This is a genomic window from Vibrio cionasavignyae (genome assembly GCF_050337155.1).
GTDB classification, from domain to species: Bacteria; Pseudomonadota; Gammaproteobacteria; order Enterobacterales; family Vibrionaceae; genus Vibrio; species Vibrio nomapromontoriensis.
The window spans coordinates 14,608-40,022 of the sequence record NZ_JAKJSR010000036.1; the positions used below are offsets into that span (position 1 = coordinate 14,608).

The window sequence follows — 25,415 nt, forward strand, 5'->3', positions numbered from 1 at the left end:
AACGCCTTTACTACGATCTTCAACGCTAAAGCAGCGAATACACCCGTAGCGGCTTAGCATCGTTCAAGTATGGCTAATTTCTAACGTCGTTCTCGCACTAAAAAGCCCATAGACATTAACCTATGGGCCTATCCTATTGCCATTCGTAATGATTACGCGAGTCTGGCAAAAATTAAGTGAGCTAAATGACCATTACTAAATGACCATGGCTAAGTAACCAAATATCAACACTAACATAGACGTTAAGGCATAAGGAACTGGATAACCAACGGCTGGTATCGCGCTCTGACTCGCGTCTTGCGCCCCTTTCATCGCAGGTGTGCTATTTCGACCACCAGCACATGCCCCAGCTAAAATTGCAGGGTTCATCTTACGAATATAAAGCCCATACAACCAAGCAAGCAACGGCGGAAGTAGTGCCGCTATCAAGCCAAGCACCGCGATTTTAATCACCACAATACCCTGGAATGAGGCAAGTATTTTAGGTCCGACGGTCGCAGCAAGTACCGCTACAAAGAGGCTTAAACCAATGTCTTGCAAGAAGCTACGAGCCCCTTCGCTCATTGGTCCACCGAAGGTTGGATTTCTAGTACGTAGGAAGGAGAAAATAATCCCTGTTAGCATACAGCCAGCCGAGGTCCCCAAAGCAAAGGGAATACCTCCTAATGTCACACTAAAGTGACCACACACATAGCCCACCAACAATGCTATCGCAAGGTAGAACGTTTCCGTTATGGTACTTTCTACTATCGGTGTGCTATTCAATTTTTTAGCCGTTTGTTGAACACACCAGTCGGAACCAGCGACTCGAAGTACATCGCCCGTTTCTATCACGGTTTTAGCCAGTAGTGGCATTTGGTGACCTTGTCGAAATAAGGCCTTAATGTAGATACCAAAGCCGATTTCAGTACCGACTTGTTCTAATGTTTGGCCTATATATTTGGACTTACCCAGATGGAGATCGGCGACTTCAATATCAACATTTCTGGCACGAGGTTCGTCAACTTCAATTCCAACTTCACTATTGCCTCCAGCAATCAGTGCATGATAACTGCCTCTTACACCGATGATATCCCCAAGTTGAAGCGTTGGATTGTCAGATGCATCGAATACCTCTTCACCTCGCACCACTTTTAAAATTGCGGCATGTGGAAATTGATGGAAAAGCGCCTGTACATCTTGGCCAACTAACTCTTGATGCTGGACTTGGTAAGCGCGAATATCCAAAGGTAAGACGCCAAGGTTCGAGAAGCCACTCGTACTTGGGAGAGGCTCAGCATCTCCGCCTGCGCCAAACTCAGCTTCTGCTTCTTTCGCTGCTTTTACTGGATCGATTTTAAATAACGCTGGCAGGTATTTGATAAGGAGTATGATAAAAACGGTCGAGAGTACATAACTAATCGCATACCCTGCGGCAATATTCGCGCTCACCTGATCGAGTGTCATTCCTTCTGGCGCTTTAAATGCTCCGGAAGTAATCGCAGACTGAGCAACCCCCATTACGGCGGTCACTGTATAGCTTCCAGAAATGATCCCTGCAGCATAGCCGGGTGCTAAACCAAGAAGCTTAGAACCAAAATAGACAATGACAAAGTTGCTGCATACGACGATAAGCCCAATGACGACAAAATCGACACCACCTCGAGCGAGGCCAGAGAAAAATTGCGGTCCAACCTTCATACCAATGGCATACATGAACATCATCAAAAAGATATCGGAAACGAGCCCTGGCTCATCGATATGCAGCCCATATACCGAATAAGCCGTTAGCGCAATGGCGATACCTACGATCAGTGTCCCAGCGGTCGAACCTAAGCTCACCCCTTTAATTGACACTTTTCCAAGTGGATAGCCAATACCTATCGACAAAAACAAAAACACAAATGGATTTTCAGCAATATAATGCATGACTGAAAATGGAAGCTCTGAAATACTCATACTCACCTTCCCGTAAAGCGAAACTGCATTACGACAGAGAGCGTAGCCCTAAAGCCGTGCTCTCTAAATATAGGTAAGAATCCGCTCTAAAGAGCGGGTTCTTAATCGGTTTAACCGTGGTTGAAACCTGCGGATTCTTCAGCGTCACTACCATGACTGATAGGATGGCTAGCAAAGAACTCTACACAGTGCTTAAGATCTGCCACTAACATATCGGCCTGATCTCTGCTGAAACCATGTCGAACCAAAATACGCATAATGACCAAATCTTCACGTTTCGGTGGCATGGCGTATGCCGCAATTTGCCACCCACGAGAACGAATGCGATCAGAAAGGTCAAATAGGTTGAAACCAGGATCAATACCCTCTTTCAACGACCAACTCATCGCCGGGATACCTCCGCGGCCATCATAGATAATGTCGAAGATACCGAGTTTCTCAATTTCAGACGATAGATAAACCGCAGTGTCATAGCACGCTTGATGGATTTTACGGTAGCCTTCTTTACCTAAACGTAAGAAGTTGTAGTATTGAGAAACAATCTGTCCACCCGGTCTTGAGAAATTCAAGGCAAAGGTTGGCATGTTGCCACCGAGGTAATTAACATTAAAGATAAGATCTTCGTGTAGAGCACTAGCATCGCGCCAAACAATCCAACCCACACCCAATGGACTTAAACCAAATTTATGCCCAGACGCGTTTATGGATTTTACTCGTGGTAGACGGAAGTCCCACACCAAATCTGGGTCACAGAATGGAGCTAAGAAGCCACCACTCGCGCCGTCGACATGCATAGGGATATCGAGACCAGTGTCTTGTTGAAGTTTATCAAGTGCGTCATGGACTTCTTTTACGGGTTCATACTGACAAGTAAATGTCACACCAAGGGTTGGCACCACACCAATGGTATTCTCATCACAGCGTTTAATCACTTCTTCCGGAGACATGATTAAACGGTCGCCTTCCATTGGAATTTCACGTAGTTCAATATCCCAATAACGGGCAAATTTATGCCAACATACCTGTACTGGCCCGCAAATTAAATTAGGCTTATCGGTCGGCTTGCCCAATTTTTTCATTTTGTCTCGCCATGCCCATTTCAACGCCATGCCGCCTAACATTGCCGCTTCACTGGAACCGGTTGTTGAACAGCCCAGCGTATTCTCCGCATCTGGTGAATTCCACAAGTCTGCTAACATATGAACACAGCGCGCTTCAATTTCCGCCGTCTGCGGATATTCATCTTTGTCGATCATGTTTTTGTCGATACATTCATCCATTAACTGATGAATTTCATCTTCAAGCCATGTCTGACAAAAAGTGGCTAAATTTTGACGGGAGTTACCATCCATAAATAGCTCATCATGTACCACTTGATACGCGTGTTGTGGTGCGTGTTCCTGCTCAGGTATTTTGTATTTAGGCATAGAGAGTGACAAGTCACGAGAAGAATAAACATCGTCTAATAGATCATTTCTTACTGAATCTTTGGCATGAAGAGGCATTATTTCGTTACTCCTAATAGTAAACATTTTTTGATTTACTTGAATGACTGCATTAATGGTTCTTATTTAAGATGCAATAAACATAGAACACCCCAATGAAGTCAGCAACATACACACGTCGAACATAACATCTCGTAAATGAGGCGATAGCGTAAGATTAGGCTGACACTATCGCGTTATGGGAATCCGATAACAGTTAGAAATAACCATTATAAAATCACGATAACCAACTGATTAACTTGCCTTTATCGTAAAGTTCTGCTCAGCAATTAGCTAGTATTGAGATTGGCATAAAACCGATATTCAGTGTTATATAGAGCAATATAATTACGACAAGTATTTTTTATCGTTACCACTTCTTATTTTAATCAATAAAGCAATGCCCTTTAATCCACTGTTTATTTAAGGGTATATTCAAGCTGTCCATTATATTATTTACCCAATTATCATTAAGGTTATTTTATTCAGCCCTTATCACTCATCATCGGCTCCTGTTCCATTGCAACGACGCTATTCACTCGCACATCGGAAACAAAGTTCGAATCGTGACTCACTAGTATAAATGCACCTCGATAGTCGTTAAGAGCGTTCGCCAGTAAGTTTTTTGATTCAATGTCTAAATGATTATCGGGTTCATCTAGCAACAAAACCGACTCTTCATCAACATGCGTGACGATCAGCATCGACAACTTCATTTTCTCCCCACCGCTTAAATATCCTACTTTACGGTGAACCGTATCGCGACGAAATCCAATCCCGGCGAGGAGCGTTCTGGCCTCACTTTCAGTGATACCACTCGAGTGCATAAGTAAACTATCCAAAATAGACTGCTGTTCATTTAACAAACTAAAATGTTGGTCAAGATACACCGTTTCAACATGGCGAATAATATTGCCAGCAAAGTGATGATGTACTCCATGCATTGCCTTTAACAGCGTGGACTTACCGCTGCCATTTCGACCCTGCAAATGATAGCGATCACCTTGTTTGACAACAAATGAATGCTCACTACCACAACCATACTCTAACGCGCAGCTTTCAACGCTGAGTAACGTGCTTTGCTTAACGGACATACCTGACGAGAAATATAACGCTTGAGACTCAACGTTAACCCGCTTCGCTTTGAGGGAACGTAACTTATCCTCATTTTGTGCTTGCTGGTTTCGTTGCTGTTTGACGGCACTACTTTGACTTTGTGCTGCTTTGTCTTTCATGGCATCTAACAATATTTTCGGTTGACTGCCTGATCGTCTCACTCGGTTTCCTTTCGCGGCTCGCTGCTGAGCCTTTTCTTGGCTAAGCTGCGCCTGACGCTCGCACTTTTTTTGCTCAGACGTTAACTGGGCGATTTTTTTATTGAGCGCTGACGTCTTTAAGGTTGACTGCAACAAATAGGATTCGTAATTTCCTTTGAAGTAATCAAGCCCTAAATGCGTTAATTGTGCGATAGCATCAACCTGATTCAACAAGTTGCGATCATGGGTAACAACAAGTATCTGACCACAAAACTGATGGCACTGTTCAATCAACCACTGCTGGCCTTCCTCGTCGAGATGATTTGACGGCTCATCCAACAAAAGAACGTCAGCATCGGATTGGAAACACTGATACAGCTGTAACCGCGCTATTTGTCCACCACTCAATGAATGGCAATAAGCGTCTAAGTTTGGCTCTATCCGAAGCGATTTCAATACCTCACAGGCAACACTCTCACATAACCAGTCCTCACCGAGCGTATCGAAATAATGTTGTTCGCACCTCCCTTGGTTAATAGCATTTAACGCCTCCCGTTTTTTCGAAATACCCAAAAGCTCTGCAACACTAACCTCACTACTTAAAAGCGTGGAAGGCTGCTGAGAATAGTACGCAAACTGCCCATGCCGTATCACATGGCCTTCTGTCGGCACCATTTCTCCAAGTAGCAATGACATCAGTACCGATTTACCAACACCATTTCGTCCCACTAATCCAGTAAACCGATCCGTTAAGGATAAATTTATGTTTTGAAATAGCCATTCACCAGTATCAAGTTGAAATGACACTTGCTGTGTCGCCAATATCGGACGAGCGGATGAAGATAATGCTGGTGGCAAACATGGTGATTTTGCCGTTTTCTGAGTTGTATTTGGTGCAGGCATATACGCCTCCTTTTACTTATAATGCAAAAGGGGTTGCGCCATTCTTACTGAATGGCTAAACGTTACTTTGACCGCGTTATCACAAAATCCAAACTCGCATTTCCAACGCGTAAATAGCACAAAACCGAGGCGCCACTTAAGCACGAGGCATAGCTAAAAACACGAAGTACAACAAGAATGGATATGGCTAAAAAGCCAACGATAATACAATGATGCAAGATAGAGATGACGAAGTAACGCCCACTAACCCCGAGAGTCCATATGAATAGATATAAAATGGATGTCAGGATGTTAGTACTTCATTATGGCGTTAGCTCCACTTGAGATGATGGCAAAATTGTAAACCAAAATAGCACAAAAATACAACAGACCTAGAAAGCGTTGGCTCGCAAAACTATGACTACATACCATCTAAATGATTGAATCTGACTATTTTCAAACAATACAACGACCTTTTACTCATGGGGATGGTTATCACTTGAATGTGCCAAATATGTGGTCATTTATTCGTTCTGCGACCGCTTAGACAGTATTTTCATCATTCCAAAACTATGCTTATAGCAAGAGTAAAAACATGAGGGCATAGTGATGAAATATAAGCATATCTTAGTAGCGTTAGAGCTGTCAGATGACAGTCATGTACTCATTGATAAGGCGGTATCCTTTGCCAAGACTCTGGGTGCTGAAGTGTCATTTATTCACGTTGATGGTAGCCATGGCGAAATTTACCCTGACTTAGTGGACATCCAAGCAGAGCCCGAGCGCCAACCGCTTAACGCCACTTCAAATGAAAAGCTCGTCGCCTTTCAACAATACACTGACTTCCCTATCAAACGCTTCCTTGTTGGTACTGGGGATTTAGGCGACAAGCTGAAAGATACCATCTCAGAAAACGATGTAGACCTGTTAATCTGCGGTCACCACCACGATTTTTGGAGCCGAATTGTGTCTTACTCAAGGCACCTTATTCATAAATCGCCCATCGATATTCTAGTGGTGCCCATTTAGAGGGCCTAGATTCAGGTTTCGGAACCATCATAATTTAGAGGGGACTTAGGTTCCCCTCTAATCTCGCACCAACAGAGCTCAATACCTAACTCCATACCCAATATTAACCGCCGTCTTAGCGGTACTGATCACAGCCTCTCGATTGCGTAATAAACTTAATCAACTGATCCACTAAAGGGTTTTGACTACTTCCATTCCAAACCACCCCCACCTCCCAATTAGCAAGCTCACCAATCAGTGGGATGGTACGAATACCAGTTTGTGATATTTTTTGAGCACTGGCAGGAACAATGGCAAACCCCAAACGTGCAGAGACCAATGCTATCAACGTGGAAATATCATCGGCCTCTTGTTCTGCTTCTAAATGCAAATCATGGTGAATCAAATAGCGCTCAATCTGACGGTTCAAACCGCGCCCTCTCGAGGGGTTTAATTGTAAGTAGTTCAGTGTGGACAGCATTTCCCAAAGATTGGACTCGTCAATATTCTCTTGCTCATGAACCACAACAACCAATCTATCTGAAAACAACGTCATGCTTTTTAAAGGAAGCGCTACGGGTAACCGCATAAAACTCAGGTGTAAAGCACCACTCTCGATCAACTGCTGCTGTGTCTGTGAAGGGATATCGTTTAAGGCGATTTTGACTTTCGGATACTGATTCTTAAACCCCGCAATATACTTAGGTGCGTCAGAATAAGTGGAAATACCAAAACCAATGTTTAAGTAACCGCAAGTGCCTTCCGCAACGCTGATAGAAAGCTCTTTAAAATGCTCATAGTTAGCCACCAGCCTCTTCGCATCAGGCAATAATGTACTCCCCACTAAGGTAAGCGTGGCGCCTTGACGACCGCGTTCAAATAGCCGCGAGCCAATCTGCGCTTCCAAACGTTGTATTTTCTTAGTTAACGCCGATTGAGTCATGAATAGACGCTCCGATGCCAACCGATAGTTTTTGCATTCTGCGAGTACACAAAATGCTTGTACTTGATCCATATTCATTCCAAGTACTCATGATAATGGGAACATAATTCATTATAAGGAATGAATGGTTTTTTTTACAATCCATTCAACACTGATGGTATTCAGACCTTTTGGCCGTAAAAATAGCTGTACTACTTAAAGGAGCAAAAATGAAAGATATTCGTGTCGCCTCTATTCAGTTCAATCACCGCCCCAATGACAAACGCTACAATCTGGGCGTGATTTCTCAGTTCGTCCAGCAAGCAAAAACTAACAATGTCGACTTAATGGTCTTCCCTGAAATGTGTATTTCTGGGTATTGGCACGTATCGAAACTGACCAAATCTGAAATAGAAAACCTAGCTGAGCTTGTACCCGAAGGTCCTTCTAGTCAAAAACTGCTCGCACTTTCTATGGACAGTGGCATTAGTATCGGCGCTGGACTCGTTGAACTTGGCAAAGATGGCAAGCTTTATAATACGTTCGTACTTGCTATGCCAAACGGCGAAGTGGCTAAACATCGAAAATTGCACACGTTTGTAAGTAAACATATGGATAGCGGTCATGACTATACGGTGGTTGAACTGCCATGTGGCTGGCGAGCAGGTATTCTTATTTGCTGGGATAACAACTTAGTCGAAAATGTTCGAATTACGGCATTGAAAGGCGCTGATATTCTCATTGCCCCTCATCAAACGGGAGGAACGAACTCTCGTAGCCCAAACGCTTTAGGAAGAATAGATCCACAATTATGGCATGATCGTCAAACCAACCCCGAACTCATTCGCGCCGAGATGCAAGGTAAAAAAGGCAAAGAATGGCTGATGAGATGGCTCCCTTCTCGCGCTCATGATAACGGCATGTATCTTATATTCAGTAACGGAGTTGGTGTGGATGTCGACGAAGTGAGGACTGGTAACGCGATGATTCTTAGTCCATATGGAGAAATCATAAGCGAAACCGATAGCGTAGAAGACGATATGGTCATCGCTACGCTGAGCGCTGACCAACTCGACAAATGTACAGGACGCCGCTGGATACGCGGCCGAAGACCTGATCTTTATCACCCGTTAACTCAACCCCTGGGGCACGAACTCAGCCCTCATGAAGCGCGGTTTTCAACCAAATAGTTTCATCCTAGCTTAACACCTGATAGCGGACGATATTCACCAGTTTAAAATAAGCAGCGGTAAACGTTACCGCTGCTATCTAATACCTTAATATTGGCTATCTAATATCTTAATATTGCAATCCTGCCATTAATTTGCTTTTAACGTTTTCGCTAACTCTAACAAATGCTTAATCGCAGTCACATGTTGCGGATAATCGGCAAACTTTGCCAATTGCTCATCACTCATTGCAAATAAATAGTCCCTCAACTCCCAGTAAAGTGCAGAGGTATGCAGCATCGCCCCCAAAGATTTGTAGACCTCTTGCTCATAGATCGTTAGGAGTTGATCGAGTTGCATCTCGCGAGCGCTTTCATCAGAAGGTTGTTGCATGTCATTAACCAGAGTGCGATAGCGCTCACCGCTTATCATATTTTCCATTAATGGTTTGTTGTCTTTTGCCAGTTCAGCCAAGGCTTCATGAATCAGATTTAACCAGTGCTCCTGAGTCAGTTCGCTATTCTCTACGTCTTGGAAATGCAAACGTATTTTTGACTCGATCGACTTTTGCGCTTTTTTTAACACCGCTCGGCAAGTTTGAAATGGCAGTTGATACTGTTTACACAACTCAACAATTAAAACATGAAAACCACCTTGAGGAAGGTGGAGGGCGGCTTTAAATGTGGCTAATGCGTCTTCTTGTTCTACGGTCAGTTGGCTCATTTCTTTGTTCTTCTTAAAATTTAAATATCACGCGGTACAATTGCTAGTGGTAAGCCTCGCGAGTTATCGCCAGTTTGTCAACGCGTTTCAAAGCACGTCAGCATCATTTAAAAACACCTGACAACAAAACCTTACACATCGATCCTACCACCCATCCAACCTTAACCATTGACAATTAGCCAGAACAAAAAAAGAGGTAGCTGAAATTAACAACCAACACATAACTTGCAACATCCTTGGGTCAAGCATCATAAAAAGACCACTGTCACTAACAAGTCACTCATAAAATAGGCAAGCAAGTTTTCAATCGCTTTTCTATCAATTTTCCATCATCCATTCTTGTACGATATATTACCGCCCCAATAGATATGCATACTGTCGATTAACCTCCGACCACTTAAGGTTCTGCCAATCACTCCAGAAACAGTTACAGAGACAAAACAAGAGCAAAAAAACAGCAGTTAACAACATTTCCATGACAAATGTTAGAAAAATGCACTATTCACACTTCCATCTATAACCACAAACTGCTTTACTTGTCACGATTACAGCGCCTAGTAAAACTTTAGAAAGTGTATATAAAAAATTACATCACATTTTTCGGCGCCTAGTATAAACAAACACAACAGAAAAATTTTGGAGTTACCGTGGCAACGAGCAATACAAACACAGCGCCCCGTGATAATTGGGGTTCGAAGCTAGGCTTCGTTATGGCTGCAGCAGGTTCTGCTGTAGGTTTGGGGAACATTTGGAAATTCCCTTACACGGCAGGTGAAAACGGTGGTGGTGCTTTCATCGCAATCTACCTTGCCTTTGTTATCTTTATTGGCTTTAGCGTTATGCTGACGGAATTTGCGGTAGGTCGTAAGACTGGTCGTAGTGCCGTTGGTGCTTTTAAGTCAACAGATGGTCGTTGGACGTTCGTTGGGGTAATCGGCGTCCTAAGTGGCTTGTTAATCATGGGTTTCTACCCTGTGGTAGGTGGTTGGGCACTGGCTTACGTTCAGAAAGTGTCTACCGGTCTTCTAAGCACGCCAGAAGCGATTGGCGACAGCTTTGGTGGCTTCATCACTAACCCAATCCAACCACTTATGTGGATGGGCGGCTACCTATTGCTTAACGTGATTATCGTGAGTCGCGGTATCTCTGGCGGTATCGAGAAAGCAGGTAAGGTTCTAATGCCAATCCTGTTCCTGATTCTGATCATCGTATCAGTAAAAGGTTTGATGCTTCCTGGCGCAATGGCTGGTGTTGAGTTCCTATTTAGCCCTGACTTCTCGAAAGTAGACAGCGGTGTCGTGCTCGCCGCTCTGGGTCAAGCCTTCTTCTCATTAAGCCTTGGCATGGGCTGTATGATTACTTACGGTAGCTACCTTAAGAAGAAAGAGAACCTAGTTCAAACAACAGCGATGGTTACTGCAATGGATACCGGTGTTGCTATCCTTGCTGGTATCGCGATGTTCCCTGCGATGTTTGCACTTGGCATGGAACCTGCGGCAGGTCCTGGCCTAGTATTCGTTGTCGTACCTCAGCTGTTTGCTGAAATGGGCGGCGTCGGTGTGGTATTCGCACTACTCTTCTTCATTGGCTTGTCTGTAGCAGCGCTGACTTCTTCTGTTTCACTATTGGAAGTTGTGGTGTCTTACCTTATCGATGAGAAAGGCTTTAAACGTATCACTGCGGTACTTTCTGCAGCGGCGGTAATGGCTGTGCTATGTATCTTCGCTTCCCTATCACTAGGCGGTTTAGGTCCAACGCTATTCGATACAGGTGCATTTGATATCTTCGACCTTCTAACTGATAAAATCTTCCTAGCGGTTGGTGGTATGTTGGTATGTATCTTTGCAGGTTGGAGACTGACTCGCGAAGAACTAGAGAAAGAAATCACCAACGATGGTGAAGTAAAATTCCCACTATTCGGCCTTTGGTACAATCTGGTTAAATACGTTATCCCAGTAGCAGTAGCAATCGTTGCATTTGCTGGTATTTCAAGCGGATTTGACAGCGGTAAAGGCCCAATCATGTTAATGGGTATCGGTATCATTGCATTAACAGGTTTCCTTTCTAAGAAGCTATAAGCACTGCCCCCTAAAGTAAACACGATAGTACTATCAAAGAGGAATCGACTGATTCCTCTTTTTTATTTTCAGATTTCTTGCAGAACATATTCCCCTATTCCGCACTTCAAGTTAGACTTTGCGACCTTGCCGAATTATTAGAGATTTATTGATGTCTTCACCTGCCCATTCCGTTATTGTTCTCGACTTTGAAACTACGGGCTTATCCCCAAATCAAGGTGATAGAGCCATAGAAATCGGTGCAGTAAAACTAGAAAATGGCATCGCCGTTGATCGCTTTCAATCGTTGATGAATCCGGGCTTTCGGGTCAGTGGCTTCATCGAGAACTACACAGGAATTAGCAATAACATGTTGGCGAGTGCACCAAGCTGTGAAGAGGTCATGAGTGAATTTTCCGGCTGGATCAGAAATAGTAACCTGGTTGCACATAACGCATCGTTTGATCAACGCTTCTTAGACGCAGAGCTTGATCGAATTCAAGCAAACTACCACGGTACGTTCGCATGTTCGCTGCTTGCTTCACGCCGATTAACGCAAGATGCGCCATCACATAAACTGGGGGATCTAGTCCGTTACCATCATATTGAAAACGATGAGGTATTTCACCGTGCGTTAGCCGATGCTGAAGTGACCGCCTCTTTGTGGATGGTGTTACTTAATACGCTGCAACAGCAGCATAAAATCACAGCGCCGAGTTTTGAGTTAATACAGAAACTATCTAAAACACCTAAAGCGTCGGTTGACAATTTCTTACGTAAATACGCTGCAACGCAAGGGTGATTCACGTTACAGTGACAACCTAAGTTAACACGAATTATTTATCACACTGAATACGCCTCAACAAAGGCTGTATTTAACATTATGAGCGCCCTATGAACTCTCGTCTTGCTGAATTATTCCCCGTTGGTGTGCGCTTTATGCTGCTATCGGCGCTGGGCTTCGCCTTCATGTCAGCGTGCGTAAAATACGTTAGCACTTTTGGGCTTCCCGTGTTTGAGATTGTTGCTGCTAGGGCTCTGGTGTCATTGATCATTAGCTATTGTGATGTAAAACGTAAGAAAATCTCGGTATGGGGCAATAACAAAAAATTGCTTTTCGCGAGAGGGGCAGTCGGTACTATGGCGTTGATGTGCGTGTATTACTCCATTACTACACTGCCTCTAGCTGAAGCGACCATATTGCAATACACCTATCCCGTATTCACTGCTTTACTGGCTTTCATATTTTTGAAAGAGCGTGTTCAACTGTCTACCATCGCATGCATTTTGCTCTGTTTACTTGGCTTATACACCATGGTCTATCCAACCTTAGGCTCAAATGGCGTCGGTGAATTACCGCTATTTAATGTTGGCATCGCGATTCTAGGCGCTTTTGGTAGTGCTATCTCGTACGTCATCGTAAAGAAGCTAAGTGTGACGGAAAACAGTTCCGTCATCATCTTTTATTTCCCTCTGGTCGCACTCCCTCTATCGCTCCTCCTAATTGGCGATGAGTTTGTGATGCCCGACTTAACACTTACCTTTTTACTCATTCTTGTGGGAGTCTTCACTCAAGTCGGGCAACTGGGTCTGACTAAAGCGATGCAAACCCAAGCCGCAGGTAAAGCCTCGGCGTATGCCTATGTGCAAATTGTCTTTTCCATCATTCTTGGCATTATGTTCTTTAACGAATCACCGTCAATGTACACCTACGCGGGTGGGGTATTAATTGTGGCGGGTGCACTTATTAATGTCTTTGGTAAAGGTCATTCTAAGGCTCGCATCGTCAAATCTTAATTCCGCACCTAAGCGTTAGGTCTCGCTATTTTTGCAAGACCTAACCATGAATAGAAAATGCCTAGTTGTTGAACAATATTCCGGTTGCTCTATACACCTTACAAGGTGTAATCGTTCTTCTCTGCTGGATTTTTTGACAAGTACTCTATAAATTCAAATTGCAGGTTATGATCTTCCATGTAATACGCATTCTTGCGATACGGGTGATCCGCGCCGCGGTGGTCTAGCAGATAACCCACTTCCTCTAATCGTTTCTCAAGTAAATCCAGATCTGGGACGGCGATCCCCACATGTTTCACCCCGGTATAGTTTGTTTGCCAGTCTGGCGCGTCCCCTTTCCCATTCGACGCTAGCGCAAGATAAGATTCTTCGGTACCGACATGAAACCATTCCACCAGCTTACCTGATGCATCTTTATACTCTCCCTGACCGCGTATATGCCATTCTGGAATTGCTGCCATTAGAAAACTAACGGTCTTCTTCGGGTCTATTACGGCTATATTGGCGTGCTCTACGTAACTGTTCATAATGTCATCCTTTTCTTTGTTAATAATCTCTACCCAACGCCTTCCATAAACTTATTGTTGTCTCTTGGTTGGCTTTGATTACACTCTAATACCTCAAGTTAACTTGAGGTAAAGCGCTTTTTTCAATTATTTATTAAGACTGCTAAGATGGCATGATACGCATAGAAAGAGCGGTGGTGATTAAGTGCGAGATCCCGATAGACATGACCACAGCTATTCCACCTATTTTGGGAACCTGCTATGACCGACGAAGAATTCAATCAGTTTTGTAAAAGCCTACCAGCCACCACATATGTGGTTCAATGGAACAACTCTCACGTATGGAAGGTAGGAGGTAAGGTGTTTGCGATTGGTGGATTAGGGAAAAAACATAGCGTCAGCCATGCCACCCCATTCTCGATTACTTTTAAAACGTCTGATCTCAATTTTGATTTTTTAAGCGATCAACCCGGTTATATCCCCGCCCCCTACTTCGCTTCTAGAGGAATGAAGTGGATTCAATGCGTAGAAAGTTGCGCCGAGTTGGATGAAGAAACCGCTTATTATCTCAAAGAGTCCTATCGCCTCGTGTCATTAGGACTCACCAAGAAAAAGCAACGCGAGCTAGGTCTGAATCAATAGTTAGAGCGATTACTGCCATCGGATTCATTTCTTACTTTTGGTGTGTGTCCTTCTAGTACTTTTCTAGCACTCGAAGAAAGTACTATTACGAATAGACGTACCTGTACGTTAAGTTGATCCGAGGCTCAACATGACGCGTTGTCTTCGGTACAGTGTGAAGCCAATGGCGTTGTATGTCACCCGCCATGATTAAAAGGCTTCCACTCGGCAAGTCCAAGGTGATTTTCTGCTTTGTTTGGCGGTGTTTAAGCGCAAATCGACGTGTGCCACCGAAACTCAACGAAGCAATGACCGGAGAAGGACCAAGTTCAGGTTCATTATCGCTGTGCCATCCATTCGAGTCTTGCCCGGTTCGATACAGATTCGCTAAAACAGAGTTAAACGATGTATTCGCGGCTTGTTCACATCGTTTTCTTAACTCTTCAAGTTGGGGGGTCCATGGCAAGGGTTCCAACGTCAAGTTGGAGTATTGATAGCTCGCATCGCCATACCACGCTTGCAATCGTGGAATGGAAACCCATTTACCAAACATCATGATTTTATCTTCTCGCCATTTGAGAACCTGTTGTAGTTCATCAAAAATAGATTGAGATTCGAACAAATCGATGAAGTCGGGTACCCATAATAACGCACCATTAGGAACGTAGTTCCATCGCCCTTCAACTAGATTCACTTTCCCACCTTAGCCTTGATTATTTACCTTCACCACATGAACTTCTAACCACCAATTTTGGTGGAAAGACAACACTCTTACAAGGTTGCTTATCACCGTCCATTCGCGCAAGAATTATCTCTCCTGCCACACGCCCTATTTCTCTTGCTGATACCGAAATTGACGTAAGAGCAGGATTGGTATCCGATGACTCCGCCACATCATCAAATCCAACGACAGCGATATCTTTACCTACGGTTTTCCCCTGATCTTTGATCGCTCGCATTACACCGAAAGCCACAATGTCCTGATAGCCAATGATCGCCGTAATTTCGGGGTGTTGGTCCAGTAACTCCTTGGTCACCTTCGCCCCTTCAGAGCGACTCGCCGAACAACTGCGAATGTATCGCTCATTAAATGGTATCCCGTGCTCCATCAACTTTGACATATAGCCTCCAAGACGATGGGAGCGAGTTTTCGAGATCTCCAATCCCCCTACAAACGCAATATGCTTGTGACCTTTCTTAATCAGATGTTCGGTCGCCAGTTGCAAGCCCATAAAGTTATTCGTACCCACGAAGTCAAACTGCTCTTCGCCAATAGGCCTTACCGCTAACACGATCGGAAATCCTCGGCTTTGCACCGTCTCCAAGAAGTCGAGATTCGTTTCCATCGCAGGGCACATCACAACACCACCAGCATTCTGGCTCAATAACGAGTCAATAAACTTACTTTGCCTTTCCACACTCTCTTCCGCGTTAGCAAGAAAAAGCAACGAGTCTTGCTCTTCGAGGTAATGACTCAGCCCTGCAATCATTTCAGAAAAGAACGGGTTGGTGATATCGGGTGTCACGAGTCCAACCAAGTTACTTCGTTTATGACGCAGATTTGCGGCGGCTTGATTATAAACATAACCCAGTTCTTTAACCGCCTCTAACACACGCTCTCGCGTGGTCACTGATATTCGCCCTTTATTGGTTAATACCATGGACACAGTAGCCGTGGAAACACCGCAATACTTAGCCACATCAGCAATGGTTGCCTTCGCCATGTTGAGCTCCAAAAAGTGAAATTAACATCAGTTATAACGACTTTCTCATCTGATTAAAACAAGGTTAATCGATTAACCTAAATAACCGGCATTTATCGTCATGATTATGTGATTAACTACAAAGTTGCCCGTTTATTTGGTGGTTAACAGATGCTAAATGCGTGGTTAACCGCGTTAACCCGCTTGTTGATTGATTAACTGAGTGATTACACTGTAGTCAAATGATTAACTCAAGGTGATATATGAAGTACCTATCTGGTCGATCCAATTATGACAAGTTTCCAAATATAGAAGTGAAGGGCTTTGAACAAGATGCCGTTCGCGGTTGGGACAGTATCGTTGACACTATTAAGCAACGTATTCAAGGCCAAGATAAACATGTTTTGGTGATCGACACCTATCACGGCGTCAATCATAACGAACTACTTGAGCAACTTATTGCGCCACTGTCTCCTGCTCTAGTGGTATCGACGGATGATGCCAAACATTCTGAAGAACATATCTTCGCCATGTTGGAGCGCAATATTACCGATGACCGAGTATTTGGTGTTATCGCGCCTCATAAATTGGACGAATTCTTTGATGCCGACAAGCTACAAGCTCTAAAGCAAACCGTCGCCGAAGCCAACTCTGGTCTGATTGTTGTTATAGGGCACGGTGCAAGATTGATCGCCGACGGCGATAGCTTTGTCTACGCCGATTTGGCTCGCTGGGAAATTCAACAGCGTTTTCGCCGAGGTGAACTCGGTAACTGGGGTGCTGAAAACTACAACGAAGATGTGCTTCGTAAGTACAAGCGTTCATTCTTTATCGAATGGCGTGTCTTCGACCGCTATAAAACGAAGCTACTGGCCGACATAGACTTTCTGTTGGATACCAACACCGCCTTTGATCCAAAGCTAGTCTCCGGTGAGGCCTTCAACGCAGGTCTTAAACAAGCCACGACGCAACCATTCAGGCTCGTTCCCTTCTTTGACCCAGGAGTTTGGGGAGGTCAATGGATGAAAGAGGTCTGCGACCTTGAACAGGATAAACCAAATTACGCCTGGTGTTTTGACTGTGTTCCAGAAGAGAACAGCTTACTACTCAAATACGGTGACATCATCGTAGAAGTTCCCTCTCAAGATCTCGTATTAACTCAGCCACGTGCGCTATTGGGTGACAGCGTCCACGCACGATTTGGCGCAGAATTCCCGATCCGATTCGACTTCCTAGACACGATGGAAGGTCAACATTTGAGTCTTCAAGTGCACCCTTTGACTGAGTATATTCAGAACGAGTTTGGCATGCATTACACCCAAGATGAAAGTTACTACATGTTAGATGTGGGTGACAAAGCCAGTGTTTATCTTGGTACCAAGACTGATATCGACCCAGATGAAATGATGGATGACCTTTATGCCGCGCAGCGCGGTGAAAAGTCCTTCGATGATGAACGCTTTATCAATCAGTTCCCAGCGAAAAAGCATGATCATTTCTTAATTCCTGCGGGCACTATCCACTGTTCTGGCTCCGATTCTATGGTGCTAGAGATTAGTGCGACCCCGTACATTTTCACTTTCAAGTTGTGGGACTGGGATCGTTTAGGGCTTGATGGTGTACCACGTCCTGTCCATCTAGACCATGGGAAAGAAGTTATACAGTGGGATCGCAACACCGAATGGTGCCAAGAGCACTTAGTCAATGCTATCACACCGATCACCGAAGGCGATGGCTGGAGAGAAGAGAAAACAGGGCTACACGAACGCGAGTTCATTGAGACCCGACGCCACTGGTTCAGCAAGCCTGTTCTGCACAAAACTGAGGGTACGGTCAATGTTCTGAACTTAGTCGAAGGTAAAGAGGCAATAGTCTTGAGTCCCGACAATAAATTTGAGCCATTTGTTGTTCATTATGCGGAGACTTTCGTCATCCCAGCTCACGTAGTCGCCTATGTCATCCAGCCATACGGCGAAAGCGAAGGTAACGAAATTGCCACTATTAAAGCATTCGTAAGAGGTTAACCATGCTCCATTTTATCGTAGCCAGTCACGGTCCATTTGCTACTGCTCTTATCAGCAGTGCCAACATGGTGTTTGGCGAACTTAGCAACACCACGGCGGTGTGTCTTACAGAAGAAGGCGGCATCGAGCAATTTAAACAAGATTTTCACCGTGAAATCACCGCAATAGCACCCAATGTCGACGGCATTGTCGTGTTATGCGATTTGGAGTGCGGTACACCGTATAACGTTGCCTGCACCTATGCATTCAACCCAGATTTCAATCCAAAGGTTGAAGTGGTAACTGGGGTGAATTTCCCGACACTTTTAATGACGGCAGACTTTGTTGAAGACAAAGACGCTTCCATCGTTGCAAATACTTTGCAGCAGGAAGCGCTAAAAACGGTTGTCGTTGCCAAGCCAGTAGAGCTGGCACAAGAAGACGATTTTTAAGGAGAAACACTATGGCTATTTCATTTGTGCGTATCGACGACCGCGTTATCCATGGACAGTTAATGACGCGTTGGGCTAAAGAACTCCCTTGCGATGGCATTGTCGCCATTGACGACGCAGTAGCGGCCGATCCATTACTATCTCAAGTCATGAAAGGTGCCGTTACTGACGTTAAGGTTTGGCTATTTGATACCGCAACCGCTGTTAGCAAGTTACCTAAGGTTATCGCGAGCGATAAGAAATATTTCATCATCGCAAAATCCCCAGTCACGCTACGCCGAATTCGCGAAGCGGGGATTAGCCTTGAAAATCTCAATAAGAAAATCAACGTCGGGCCAATGAGCGCTCGTGAAGGCACTACGACCATTGGCGGCAATCAATGCGTCAACCAAGAAGAAATATCTGCGTTCAATTACCTCTCTGAAGACGGTCATCATATCGACTTCAGGTTGGTACCTGATGCCAGTTCCTACACCTGGCAAGATGCACTACAAAAACTGAAATAACAACAAGACAACCCCAGCTTTTGGCACACTAATCAGAGTCAAAAGTAGGGGGAACCAATACGTGAGCTAAAGGATTACATTATGTTTATAGAAGCAGTATTTATCGGGATACTCTGCTATCTCGGTGCCCTGTCCACCCCCTGGTTACTAGGGTTAACCGGTGGTTGGTACACCATTACTCGACCACTCGTATCTGGTATGTTAGTCGGTATCATTTTAGGTGATATTCAAACTGGCATCATGGTAGGTGTGGCCGTACAAGCAGTCTATATCGCTATGGTTACGCCTGGCGGTTCTATGCCAGCCGACCTTAACTTTGTGGCCTACCCTGCGGTAGCGTTAGGCATCATGTCTGGACAGGGTGTGGAAGTAGCCGTTGCGATTGCTGCCACTATCGGTATCGCCGGCACCATTATTTTTAACTTTATGATGGTCATTAACTCTTACTGGAACCACAAAGCAGATTTGTCTATTCAAGCCGGTGACGAGAAAGGCGTGTACATGAACTCCGCCATCTACCCTCAGGTCACCAACTTCTTGATGCGCTTTATTCCTACCTTCATTGCCGTTTACTTCGGTAACCAATACATCGAAGGGTTTATGGCCAGTCTTCCGGATATGGTGCTCGATACCATGACCGTTCTGGGTGGCATTTTACCTGCTGTCGGTATCGCTATCCTATTAAAGCAAATCATCAAAGAATCAACGATGCTCATCTACTTCTTAGTGGGTTTTGTGGGCATCGTATTCCTAAACCTCAACATGGTGGGTTTGGTCATGATTGGCGCACTGTTCGCTCTACTTCATTACAACTACAAACCAGAACCACAAACGGCTAACGCTGCACCAGTTCAACAGGCTGATGATGAGGATGAATTCTAATGACGGTACAACACAACAAAATGGCGACTGAGATCGAACCCAAAGTCGCACTCGACAAAAAAGATCTAACGAAATGCTGGCGTGCATGGATGATGTACAACCTGTCATCAATGAGTTTTGAACGCTTGGAATCATTTGGTTTTTGCCTAGGTATGATGCCAGCTCTAAAAAAACTCTACCCTAATGCCGAAGACCGCAAAGAAGCGATGAAACGCCATGCCTCTTTCTACAACACTGAGCCACAGTTAGGCGCCATCATCAATGGTATGGCTGTGGGTATGGAAGAGAAAAAAGCGAATGGCGAGCCAATTGACGGTGAAACCATCAACACGCTGAAAGTAGGTTTAATGGGGCCAGTCGCGGGGATCGGGGATTCGATGATTCCGGGAATGTTAGTACCCATTCTACTCAGTATCGGTATGGCGCTTGCCGCTGGTGGTAGCGTGTTAGGCCCTATCTTCTACATTGTTGCCTTTAACGCTATTGCTATCATCGGCTCGTACCAGCTCTTTATGAAAGGCTACAAGATGGGCGCGGGCTCAGTCGAGATGCTCGTCAGCCACCGTTCAACGAAAATTCGTGAAGCACTGTCGTTATTGGGTGTATTTGTTATGGGTGGTGTCGCCGCCAGTTACGTCAACCTAGGCACAGGACTTGAGTTCGCGACCAAAGATGGCGTCGATATCAACGTACAAATGATGTTAGACGGCATTTTCCCTAAATTGCTACCACTGGTGGTTGTGTTAGGCACCTGGTTCGCCATGGCCAAAAAAGGCCTAAGCCCAGTGAAAGCGATGCTCTCTCTCGTCGTCCTATCATTTGTCGGTGTCGCTATCGGCCTCTTCTAACCACTCAATATCCAGGGCACTCATTGAGTGCCCTACTTTTTGGAGCAAACCATGGACTCCCTTACCTTTCAAATCGCTCGCTGCCAACATTGGCTAACTCAACATGCCCTACCTCGATGGATCAAAACGCAATCGAATCAAACGGGTATCTTCGCCGAAGGCTTACTTTCTGACGGACGAGAGTTTAATCACGATCTCCTTAGATTTCGCGTTCAACCTCGACAAGTCTACGTTTTTGCCCACGCTACCGAACTAGGATTTATCGACGGTCGAGAGCAAGTCTGCACCGCTATTGAAACTGGTTTTCCGAACTTTGGCTCAGAAGCACTAGGTTACCGTTTCTCTATTACCACCAATGATGACGAGTGTAGTAGATCGATTAACTTGTACGAACAAGCTTTCGCACTCCTAGGGTTTGCTTGGCATTATAAATTAACGGCTGATGAAGATTCTTTAACGTCTATGGAGGCCACCTATCAGCATTTAGCAACACAACTCTGGGATGCAGAACACGGCGGGTTCTTTCTCACTAAAGGTCACACCTTAAGCAAAGGGCAAAACCCACATATGCACCTGTTCGAAGCACTGATGGTCAGCTACGAACACACCGACAATTCAATTTGGTTAGAGCGAGCAACGCAAATCTATCAGCTCTTGTGCACTCGATTCCTTCAAGGCGATCATTTAGCGGAATTCTTTCAAGCAGACTTTTCCCTTGATCCTAAAACAGGCACGCATATTGACCCCGGTCATCATTACGAATGGATATGGCTACTCAACCACTATGAAAAGCTCACTGGCGTTAACGTAAACAATGCGATTAACACCTTGTTTAGCTTTACCCAGCAACACGGTCACAATACCAATGGCCTAGTAAGAGACGAAATATACGCAAGTGGTCAGCCTTTACGTCCCACGTCGCGCCTTTGGTGTCAAACCGAATACTTAAAAGCCTGCATTGCGCTATGGGAACGAGACCCTAGCGACGCGAATCGAGCGGCCATCAGTCAAGCCGTCGAACAGATCTTTATCCATTACTTAAATCCCGCCAAATCTGGCTTATGGGTCGACCAAGTGGATGAAATGGGGCACCCCATAAACGAAGACTCTCCGGCGAGCAGTTTTTATCATCTATTTTTAGCGTTCTCTGAATTACTCAGATTAGGCAACGAGGACTAACATGCATTTATCTATTCCCCCTACCGTCAATTACCTAACTGGTCATATTGATGCTGACAACGTCATCGCTAAAGAGACCACACTTGGCGCGCTTGAAGGTGTATTCGCTGACGAAGTGAAACGGGCTGAAAGCGCACAAGACAACATCATTTACCGAGTAGAAATGCTTCCTGCTCAACATGCAGAAGGTGAGCTGAACTTCGGGGTGTCACATATCGAACCGGGGTTGATCGGCGAAGAATTCCACATGACCAGAGGGCATATTCACCAACGTAAAGAACAAGCAGAGTTTTATTTCGGATCGCAAGGTGAAGGCTTACTACTCATGCAAACAGAGCAAGGAGACGTATCCATTGAGAAAGTCTTTCCGGGCAGCGTGCATCATATTCCGGGGTTTGTCGCCCATCGACTAATCAATACGGGTAACACTCGATTATCTGCACTGGCGGTTTGGCCAGCTATCGCGGGTCATAATTACGACTTTCTCAAAGACGTAGGATTCAATGTCCGTGTCTTAAAATCATCAACAGGTTATAAAATCGTGTCCAACGACGCCGTTGATTAGAACGTTTAAGATTCAAAAGAAGAGCACTGTAAGACTGTTGCTCATTACCTTAGACGGCTAATTAATGCGCTCCCACTAGAACTAGGTTGTCGACTTCAAACAAGGCGTCGGCAACCTAAATATCTGAAAGACAAATCTTCGAAAAGCAATTATTCATCGCTTCCTGCGTTCAATATCAAACGATCACTCACAACAGTTTACTCTTATATTGCTCAGGGGTTTGCCCGGCGTACTTTTTAAACATACTGATAAATGGGCTGGCTTGGTTATAACCCAAGGTAAATGCGACTTCTTTTACCGATTGACCACTTCGTAACAAATCCATTGAGTACAAGTAGCGAACTCGTAGTCGCCACTCCGTAAAGCTCATCCCTAATTCGCTCTGGCAATAGCGAGCGAGCGTTCGTTCGGTGGTGTGCACGCGCCCTGCCCAATCATTAAGAGAGATATCGTTAGTCGGGTCTTCCTCAATGGCGCTTAAAATTGGCGCCAAGTACTTATGATTACTACTTGGTAAAAAGTGATGCTGCTCTTCTTGTTCACTCAGTTGATCCAGTAACACCTGAACTAAGCGCCTATCTTTTTCTGAATCACCAATATTCACTTCCCGATGGCGAAAGTCTTCAATGATCGCCGATACGATGGGTGTCACCTTAATCAAGCTGGTTTTTTGTGGGAAGGTGGCAGTGAGTTCATGGGCGATGTTCAAAGAGCAGTATTCTAGTGGTCTGCGGTTATAACTGCAGTGCATCACACCTGCGGGCACCCAAATAGCCAAATGAGGTGGCGCGAGAAAGCGTGTACCTTGCGCTTCCATTTCTAAAATTCCACCGCTAATAAGCTGAACTTGTCCCCACGGGTGACAATGGACGCGCGTTTCTGTGTTCGATAAAAACGCATCAAAATTCATGAATACGTCCGACGGCATCTTCTCGATAGACAATGAAGGATGTAGATTTCTAGTATTTTTTTTCAAGTTGTCTTCCTATCGCGATTAATGTCCTAATGGAGATATTTATATTTATAACGACCTGTCACACTATACCTCAACACACATAATGCGACGAGGTTCACAGTGGTTTATTTACTTCCTTTTATTACCGTACTCATTTGGGGCGGGAATGCCATTATAAATAAACTGGCTGCAGAAACGATTGAACCAAGTGCAATGAGCTTTTACCGCTGGTTTCTTGCTGCCCTCATCATGACGCCATTTTGCTTGCCTAAGGTAAAACGTTACTGGCCTGAGATCCGCAAAAATAGCGGTAAGCTAGCATTCTTAGCCCTACTAGGCATGGTGCTTAACCAATCACTTGGTTATTACGCAGCATTGACAACAACGGCGTCAAATATGGCGCTAATTACCTCATTGGTTCCACTCATTAGTGTGTTTATCTCTGTGCCATTACTGCACAAACGAATCTCAACGCTGAGTGTTGTCGGTGGTGTTATTTCTCTCGCGGGCTTAGCCTTTATGCTTGGTCAAGGCGATCTGGCGTTCTTCATCAATCAGGGTATCACACAAGGCGATGGTTTGATGGCGATGGCTGCCGTCATTTACGCGACTTACTGCGTGCTGCTTAAACGATGGAAAATGAATCTATCCAGTTTGATGTTGATATACACTCAAGCCGTTTTCGCGGTCATCCTTTTGTTGCCGCTGTTACTCAGCAGTGAACATATTATGCCAACTCAGGCATCGTTGCCTCTCATCGCTTATGCGGGGTTATTTGCCTCGTTAATTGCACCGTTATGCTGGGTGAAAGCCATTGACTTAATTGGCGCCGAAAACAGTGCTATGTTTATGAACTTATTACCGGTAATTGCTGTCGCCCTCGCCGCTTCTTTACTAGGTGAGACGATTACAGAGTTCCACCTAATTGGTGGCTTAATGGTAATTTCTGGTGTCATCTTATCGCAGATAAAACGTCGTAAACCCGTTGCCACCATTGTGGATAGTGAGCTAACCATCGATAAGCAGTGATGTTTGCTCTAGCACCTAGCACCTAGCACCTAGCACCTAGCGTTTTATCACTCACAAACAAAGCCAACATCTCCATGTTGGCTTTTATGTATCTACCTTTCTATCGCTAACACCCAGCCACGGACTTAGCTCTCACTCATTTACGATTCCAACTCAGAAAAGATGCAATGCGCACTCATTAAATATTCGAGTCATATCTCGATAGCTTGTTGTTAACATTTTTGTCATACTCAATTTTTGCCCAATGATAACAAGGATTTTATAATGAGTAGTGGCAAACGAGAGATTACTCTGCGCTTTCTTGCTGAGCCCGGAGACGTCAACTTTGGCGGAAAAGTACACGGCGGCGCCGTAATGAAGTGGATTGATTTGGCTGCTTATGCCTGCTCGGCAGCGTGGAGTGGCAAATATTGTATTACCGCATATGCTGGCGGAATTCGCTTTGTCGCGCCAATTCACGTCGGTAACCTTGTCGAAGTCACGGCGCGGGTTATCTATACCGGCACATCATCCATGCATATTGCGATCGATGTACAAGCCAGCGATCCAAAAGAGCTAAACAACCGTCTAACGACACATTGTATCGTTATCATGGTCGCGGTAGATGAGCTCGGCAAACCGACCGCGGTTCGAGAGTGGATCCCAGAAACACAAGAAGACATTGAGCTAAGAGATTCTGCGATTAAACTGATGAACATGCGTAAACAAATTGGTGACGAGATGGAAGCGCACGTTAAATACTTAAAATAGCCTACCGCAATAGCGGCATTTCGTGCTCTTTATGCAGCTTCAGCTCTCCTACAAATTGAAGCTGCAACACGACCTTCCGTAAACAGCGAAATAGAGACCATCTACGCCCTTACTTATCCAAAAAAGGATGATTTTCCCCACCGAATACTCAGCTACACTTTTCTTTAACTTATAGGTTTT

At 44.8% G+C, this 25,415-nt stretch carries 24 protein-coding genes; 15 read left to right on the forward strand and 9 right to left on the reverse strand.

Annotated elements, in window-relative coordinates; all coding sequences use genetic code 11:
- Positions 1-195: 195 nt before the first annotated feature.
- The 3 genes from L4D74_RS23640 to L4D74_RS23650 form a co-directional block, all read right to left on the reverse strand.
- Entirely contained in the window at positions 196-1,938 is a 1,743-nt protein-coding gene (locus L4D74_RS23640) for an aspartate:alanine exchanger family transporter (protein ID WP_428754867.1), read from the reverse strand.
- A gap of 110 nt (positions 1,939-2,048) precedes the next feature.
- Positions 2,049-3,443, reverse strand: coding sequence for a glutamate decarboxylase (gad, locus tag L4D74_RS23645; RefSeq protein WP_428754868.1), 1,395 nt, complete (start codon positions 3,441-3,443; stop codon positions 2,049-2,051).
- A gap of 464 nt (positions 3,444-3,907) precedes the next feature.
- Entirely contained in the window at positions 3,908-5,581 is a 1,674-nt protein-coding gene (locus tag L4D74_RS23650; protein WP_428754869.1) for an ABC-F family ATP-binding cassette domain-containing protein, read from the reverse strand.
- A gap of 588 nt (positions 5,582-6,169) precedes the next feature.
- Here L4D74_RS23650 and L4D74_RS23655 point away from each other — a divergent pair.
- Entirely contained in the window at positions 6,170-6,589 is a 420-nt protein-coding gene (locus L4D74_RS23655; protein WP_428754870.1) for a universal stress protein, read from the forward strand.
- A 115-nt stretch (positions 6,590-6,704) separates the two neighbouring features.
- Here L4D74_RS23655 and L4D74_RS23660 read toward each other — a convergent pair whose 3' ends face one another.
- A complete protein-coding gene (locus tag L4D74_RS23660; RefSeq protein ID WP_428754871.1) occupies positions 6,705-7,589 on the reverse strand; it encodes a LysR family transcriptional regulator in 885 nt (294 codons plus the stop codon).
- A gap of 131 nt (positions 7,590-7,720) precedes the next feature.
- On the opposite strand from L4D74_RS23660, the gene L4D74_RS23665 reads away from it, so the two are divergent.
- Positions 7,721-8,680: a nitrilase family protein gene (locus tag L4D74_RS23665; RefSeq protein WP_428754872.1), complete on the forward strand. Its 960-nt coding sequence runs from the start codon at positions 7,721-7,723 to the stop codon at positions 8,678-8,680.
- A 129-nt stretch (positions 8,681-8,809) separates the two neighbouring features.
- On the opposite strand, the gene L4D74_RS23670 is transcribed toward L4D74_RS23665, so the two are convergent.
- Positions 8,810-9,382, reverse strand: a complete 573-nt coding sequence (locus tag L4D74_RS23670) for a hypothetical protein (protein ID WP_428754873.1) — start codon at positions 9,380-9,382, stop codon at positions 8,810-8,812.
- 647 nt (positions 9,383-10,029) lie between these two features.
- Here L4D74_RS23670 and L4D74_RS23675 point away from each other — a divergent pair.
- From L4D74_RS23675 to L4D74_RS23685, 3 genes are all read left to right on the forward strand, one after another.
- Positions 10,030-11,460, forward strand: coding sequence for a sodium-dependent transporter (locus tag L4D74_RS23675; protein WP_265674082.1), 1,431 nt, complete (start codon positions 10,030-10,032; stop codon positions 11,458-11,460).
- Between the two features lie 151 nt (positions 11,461-11,611).
- Positions 11,612-12,241 carry a 3'-5' exonuclease gene (locus L4D74_RS23680; protein WP_428754874.1) on the forward strand — a complete coding sequence of 210 codons (630 nt, stop codon included), beginning with the start codon at positions 11,612-11,614 and terminating at the stop codon, positions 12,239-12,241.
- A gap of 92 nt (positions 12,242-12,333) precedes the next feature.
- Positions 12,334-13,236 carry a DMT family transporter gene (locus tag L4D74_RS23685; protein ID WP_428754875.1) on the forward strand — a complete coding sequence of 301 codons (903 nt, stop codon included), beginning with the start codon at positions 12,334-12,336 and terminating at the stop codon, positions 13,234-13,236.
- A 98-nt stretch (positions 13,237-13,334) separates the two neighbouring features.
- Here L4D74_RS23685 and L4D74_RS23690 read toward each other — a convergent pair whose 3' ends face one another.
- Positions 13,335-13,763, reverse strand: coding sequence for a VOC family protein (locus tag L4D74_RS23690; protein WP_428754876.1), 429 nt, complete (start codon positions 13,761-13,763; stop codon positions 13,335-13,337).
- 240 nt (positions 13,764-14,003) lie between these two features.
- Here L4D74_RS23690 and L4D74_RS23695 point away from each other — a divergent pair, with 240 nt between their 5' ends.
- Positions 14,004-14,384: an MmcQ/YjbR family DNA-binding protein gene (locus L4D74_RS23695; RefSeq protein WP_428754877.1), complete on the forward strand. Its 381-nt coding sequence runs from the start codon at positions 14,004-14,006 to the stop codon at positions 14,382-14,384.
- Between the two features lie 85 nt (positions 14,385-14,469).
- On the opposite strand, the gene L4D74_RS23700 is transcribed toward L4D74_RS23695, so the two are convergent.
- Both L4D74_RS23700 and L4D74_RS23705 read right to left on the reverse strand, forming a co-directional pair.
- The gene (locus L4D74_RS23700; RefSeq protein ID WP_428754878.1) at positions 14,470-15,057 is read right to left on the reverse strand and encodes an alpha-ketoglutarate-dependent dioxygenase AlkB family protein; all 588 of its coding nucleotides are present in this window, start codon (positions 15,055-15,057) and stop codon (positions 14,470-14,472) included.
- Positions 15,058-15,076: 19 nt separating this feature from the next.
- Positions 15,077-16,087: a LacI family DNA-binding transcriptional regulator gene (locus L4D74_RS23705; RefSeq protein WP_428754879.1), complete on the reverse strand. Its 1,011-nt coding sequence runs from the start codon at positions 16,085-16,087 to the stop codon at positions 15,077-15,079.
- A gap of 242 nt (positions 16,088-16,329) precedes the next feature.
- Between L4D74_RS23705 and L4D74_RS23710 the strand changes: the two genes are divergently transcribed.
- The 7 genes from L4D74_RS23710 (at position 16,330) to L4D74_RS23740 (ending at position 22,501) form a co-directional block, all read left to right on the forward strand.
- Positions 16,330-18,090 (forward strand): class I mannose-6-phosphate isomerase, encoded by a 1,761-nt coding sequence (locus L4D74_RS23710; RefSeq protein ID WP_428754880.1) that lies wholly within the window; start codon positions 16,330-16,332, stop codon positions 18,088-18,090.
- A 2-nt stretch (positions 18,091-18,092) separates the two neighbouring features.
- Positions 18,093-18,521, forward strand: a complete 429-nt coding sequence (locus L4D74_RS23715; RefSeq protein ID WP_428754881.1) for a PTS sugar transporter subunit IIA — start codon at positions 18,093-18,095, stop codon at positions 18,519-18,521.
- 11 nt (positions 18,522-18,532) lie between these two features.
- Positions 18,533-19,027 (forward strand): PTS sugar transporter subunit IIB, encoded by a 495-nt coding sequence (locus L4D74_RS23720; protein ID WP_428754882.1) that lies wholly within the window; start codon positions 18,533-18,535, stop codon positions 19,025-19,027.
- 81 nt (positions 19,028-19,108) lie between these two features.
- On the forward strand, positions 19,109-19,909 hold the full coding sequence (locus tag L4D74_RS23725) for a PTS mannose/fructose/sorbose/N-acetylgalactosamine transporter subunit IIC (RefSeq protein WP_265674093.1): 801 nt from the start codon (positions 19,109-19,111) through the stop codon (positions 19,907-19,909).
- Positions 19,909-20,757, forward strand: a complete 849-nt coding sequence (locus L4D74_RS23730; RefSeq protein WP_265674094.1) for a PTS system mannose/fructose/sorbose family transporter subunit IID — start codon at positions 19,909-19,911, stop codon at positions 20,755-20,757. The genes L4D74_RS23725 and L4D74_RS23730 overlap by 1 nt, the downstream gene beginning before the upstream one ends.
- Before the next feature lie 51 nt (positions 20,758-20,808).
- Complete coding sequence (locus L4D74_RS23735; protein ID WP_428754883.1) at positions 20,809-21,936, forward strand: AGE family epimerase/isomerase; 1,128 nt, start codon at positions 20,809-20,811, stop codon at positions 21,934-21,936.
- Between the two features lies 1 nt (position 21,937).
- Entirely contained in the window at positions 21,938-22,501 is a 564-nt protein-coding gene (locus L4D74_RS23740) for a glucose-6-phosphate isomerase family protein (protein WP_265674096.1), read from the forward strand.
- 187 nt (positions 22,502-22,688) lie between these two features.
- Here the strand turns inward: L4D74_RS23740 and L4D74_RS23745 are convergent, their stop codons facing one another.
- The gene (locus L4D74_RS23745; RefSeq protein WP_428754884.1) at positions 22,689-23,477 is read right to left on the reverse strand and encodes an AraC family transcriptional regulator; all 789 of its coding nucleotides are present in this window, start codon (positions 23,475-23,477) and stop codon (positions 22,689-22,691) included.
- A gap of 99 nt (positions 23,478-23,576) precedes the next feature.
- Between L4D74_RS23745 and L4D74_RS23750 the strand changes: the two genes are divergently transcribed.
- Positions 23,577-24,485 carry a DMT family transporter gene (locus tag L4D74_RS23750; RefSeq protein ID WP_428754885.1) on the forward strand — a complete coding sequence of 303 codons (909 nt, stop codon included), beginning with the start codon at positions 23,577-23,579 and terminating at the stop codon, positions 24,483-24,485.
- Between the two features lie 264 nt (positions 24,486-24,749).
- Complete coding sequence (locus tag L4D74_RS23755) at positions 24,750-25,235, forward strand: acyl-CoA thioesterase (protein WP_265674099.1); 486 nt, start codon at positions 24,750-24,752, stop codon at positions 25,233-25,235.
- The last annotated feature ends 180 nt before the right edge of the window (positions 25,236-25,415 follow it).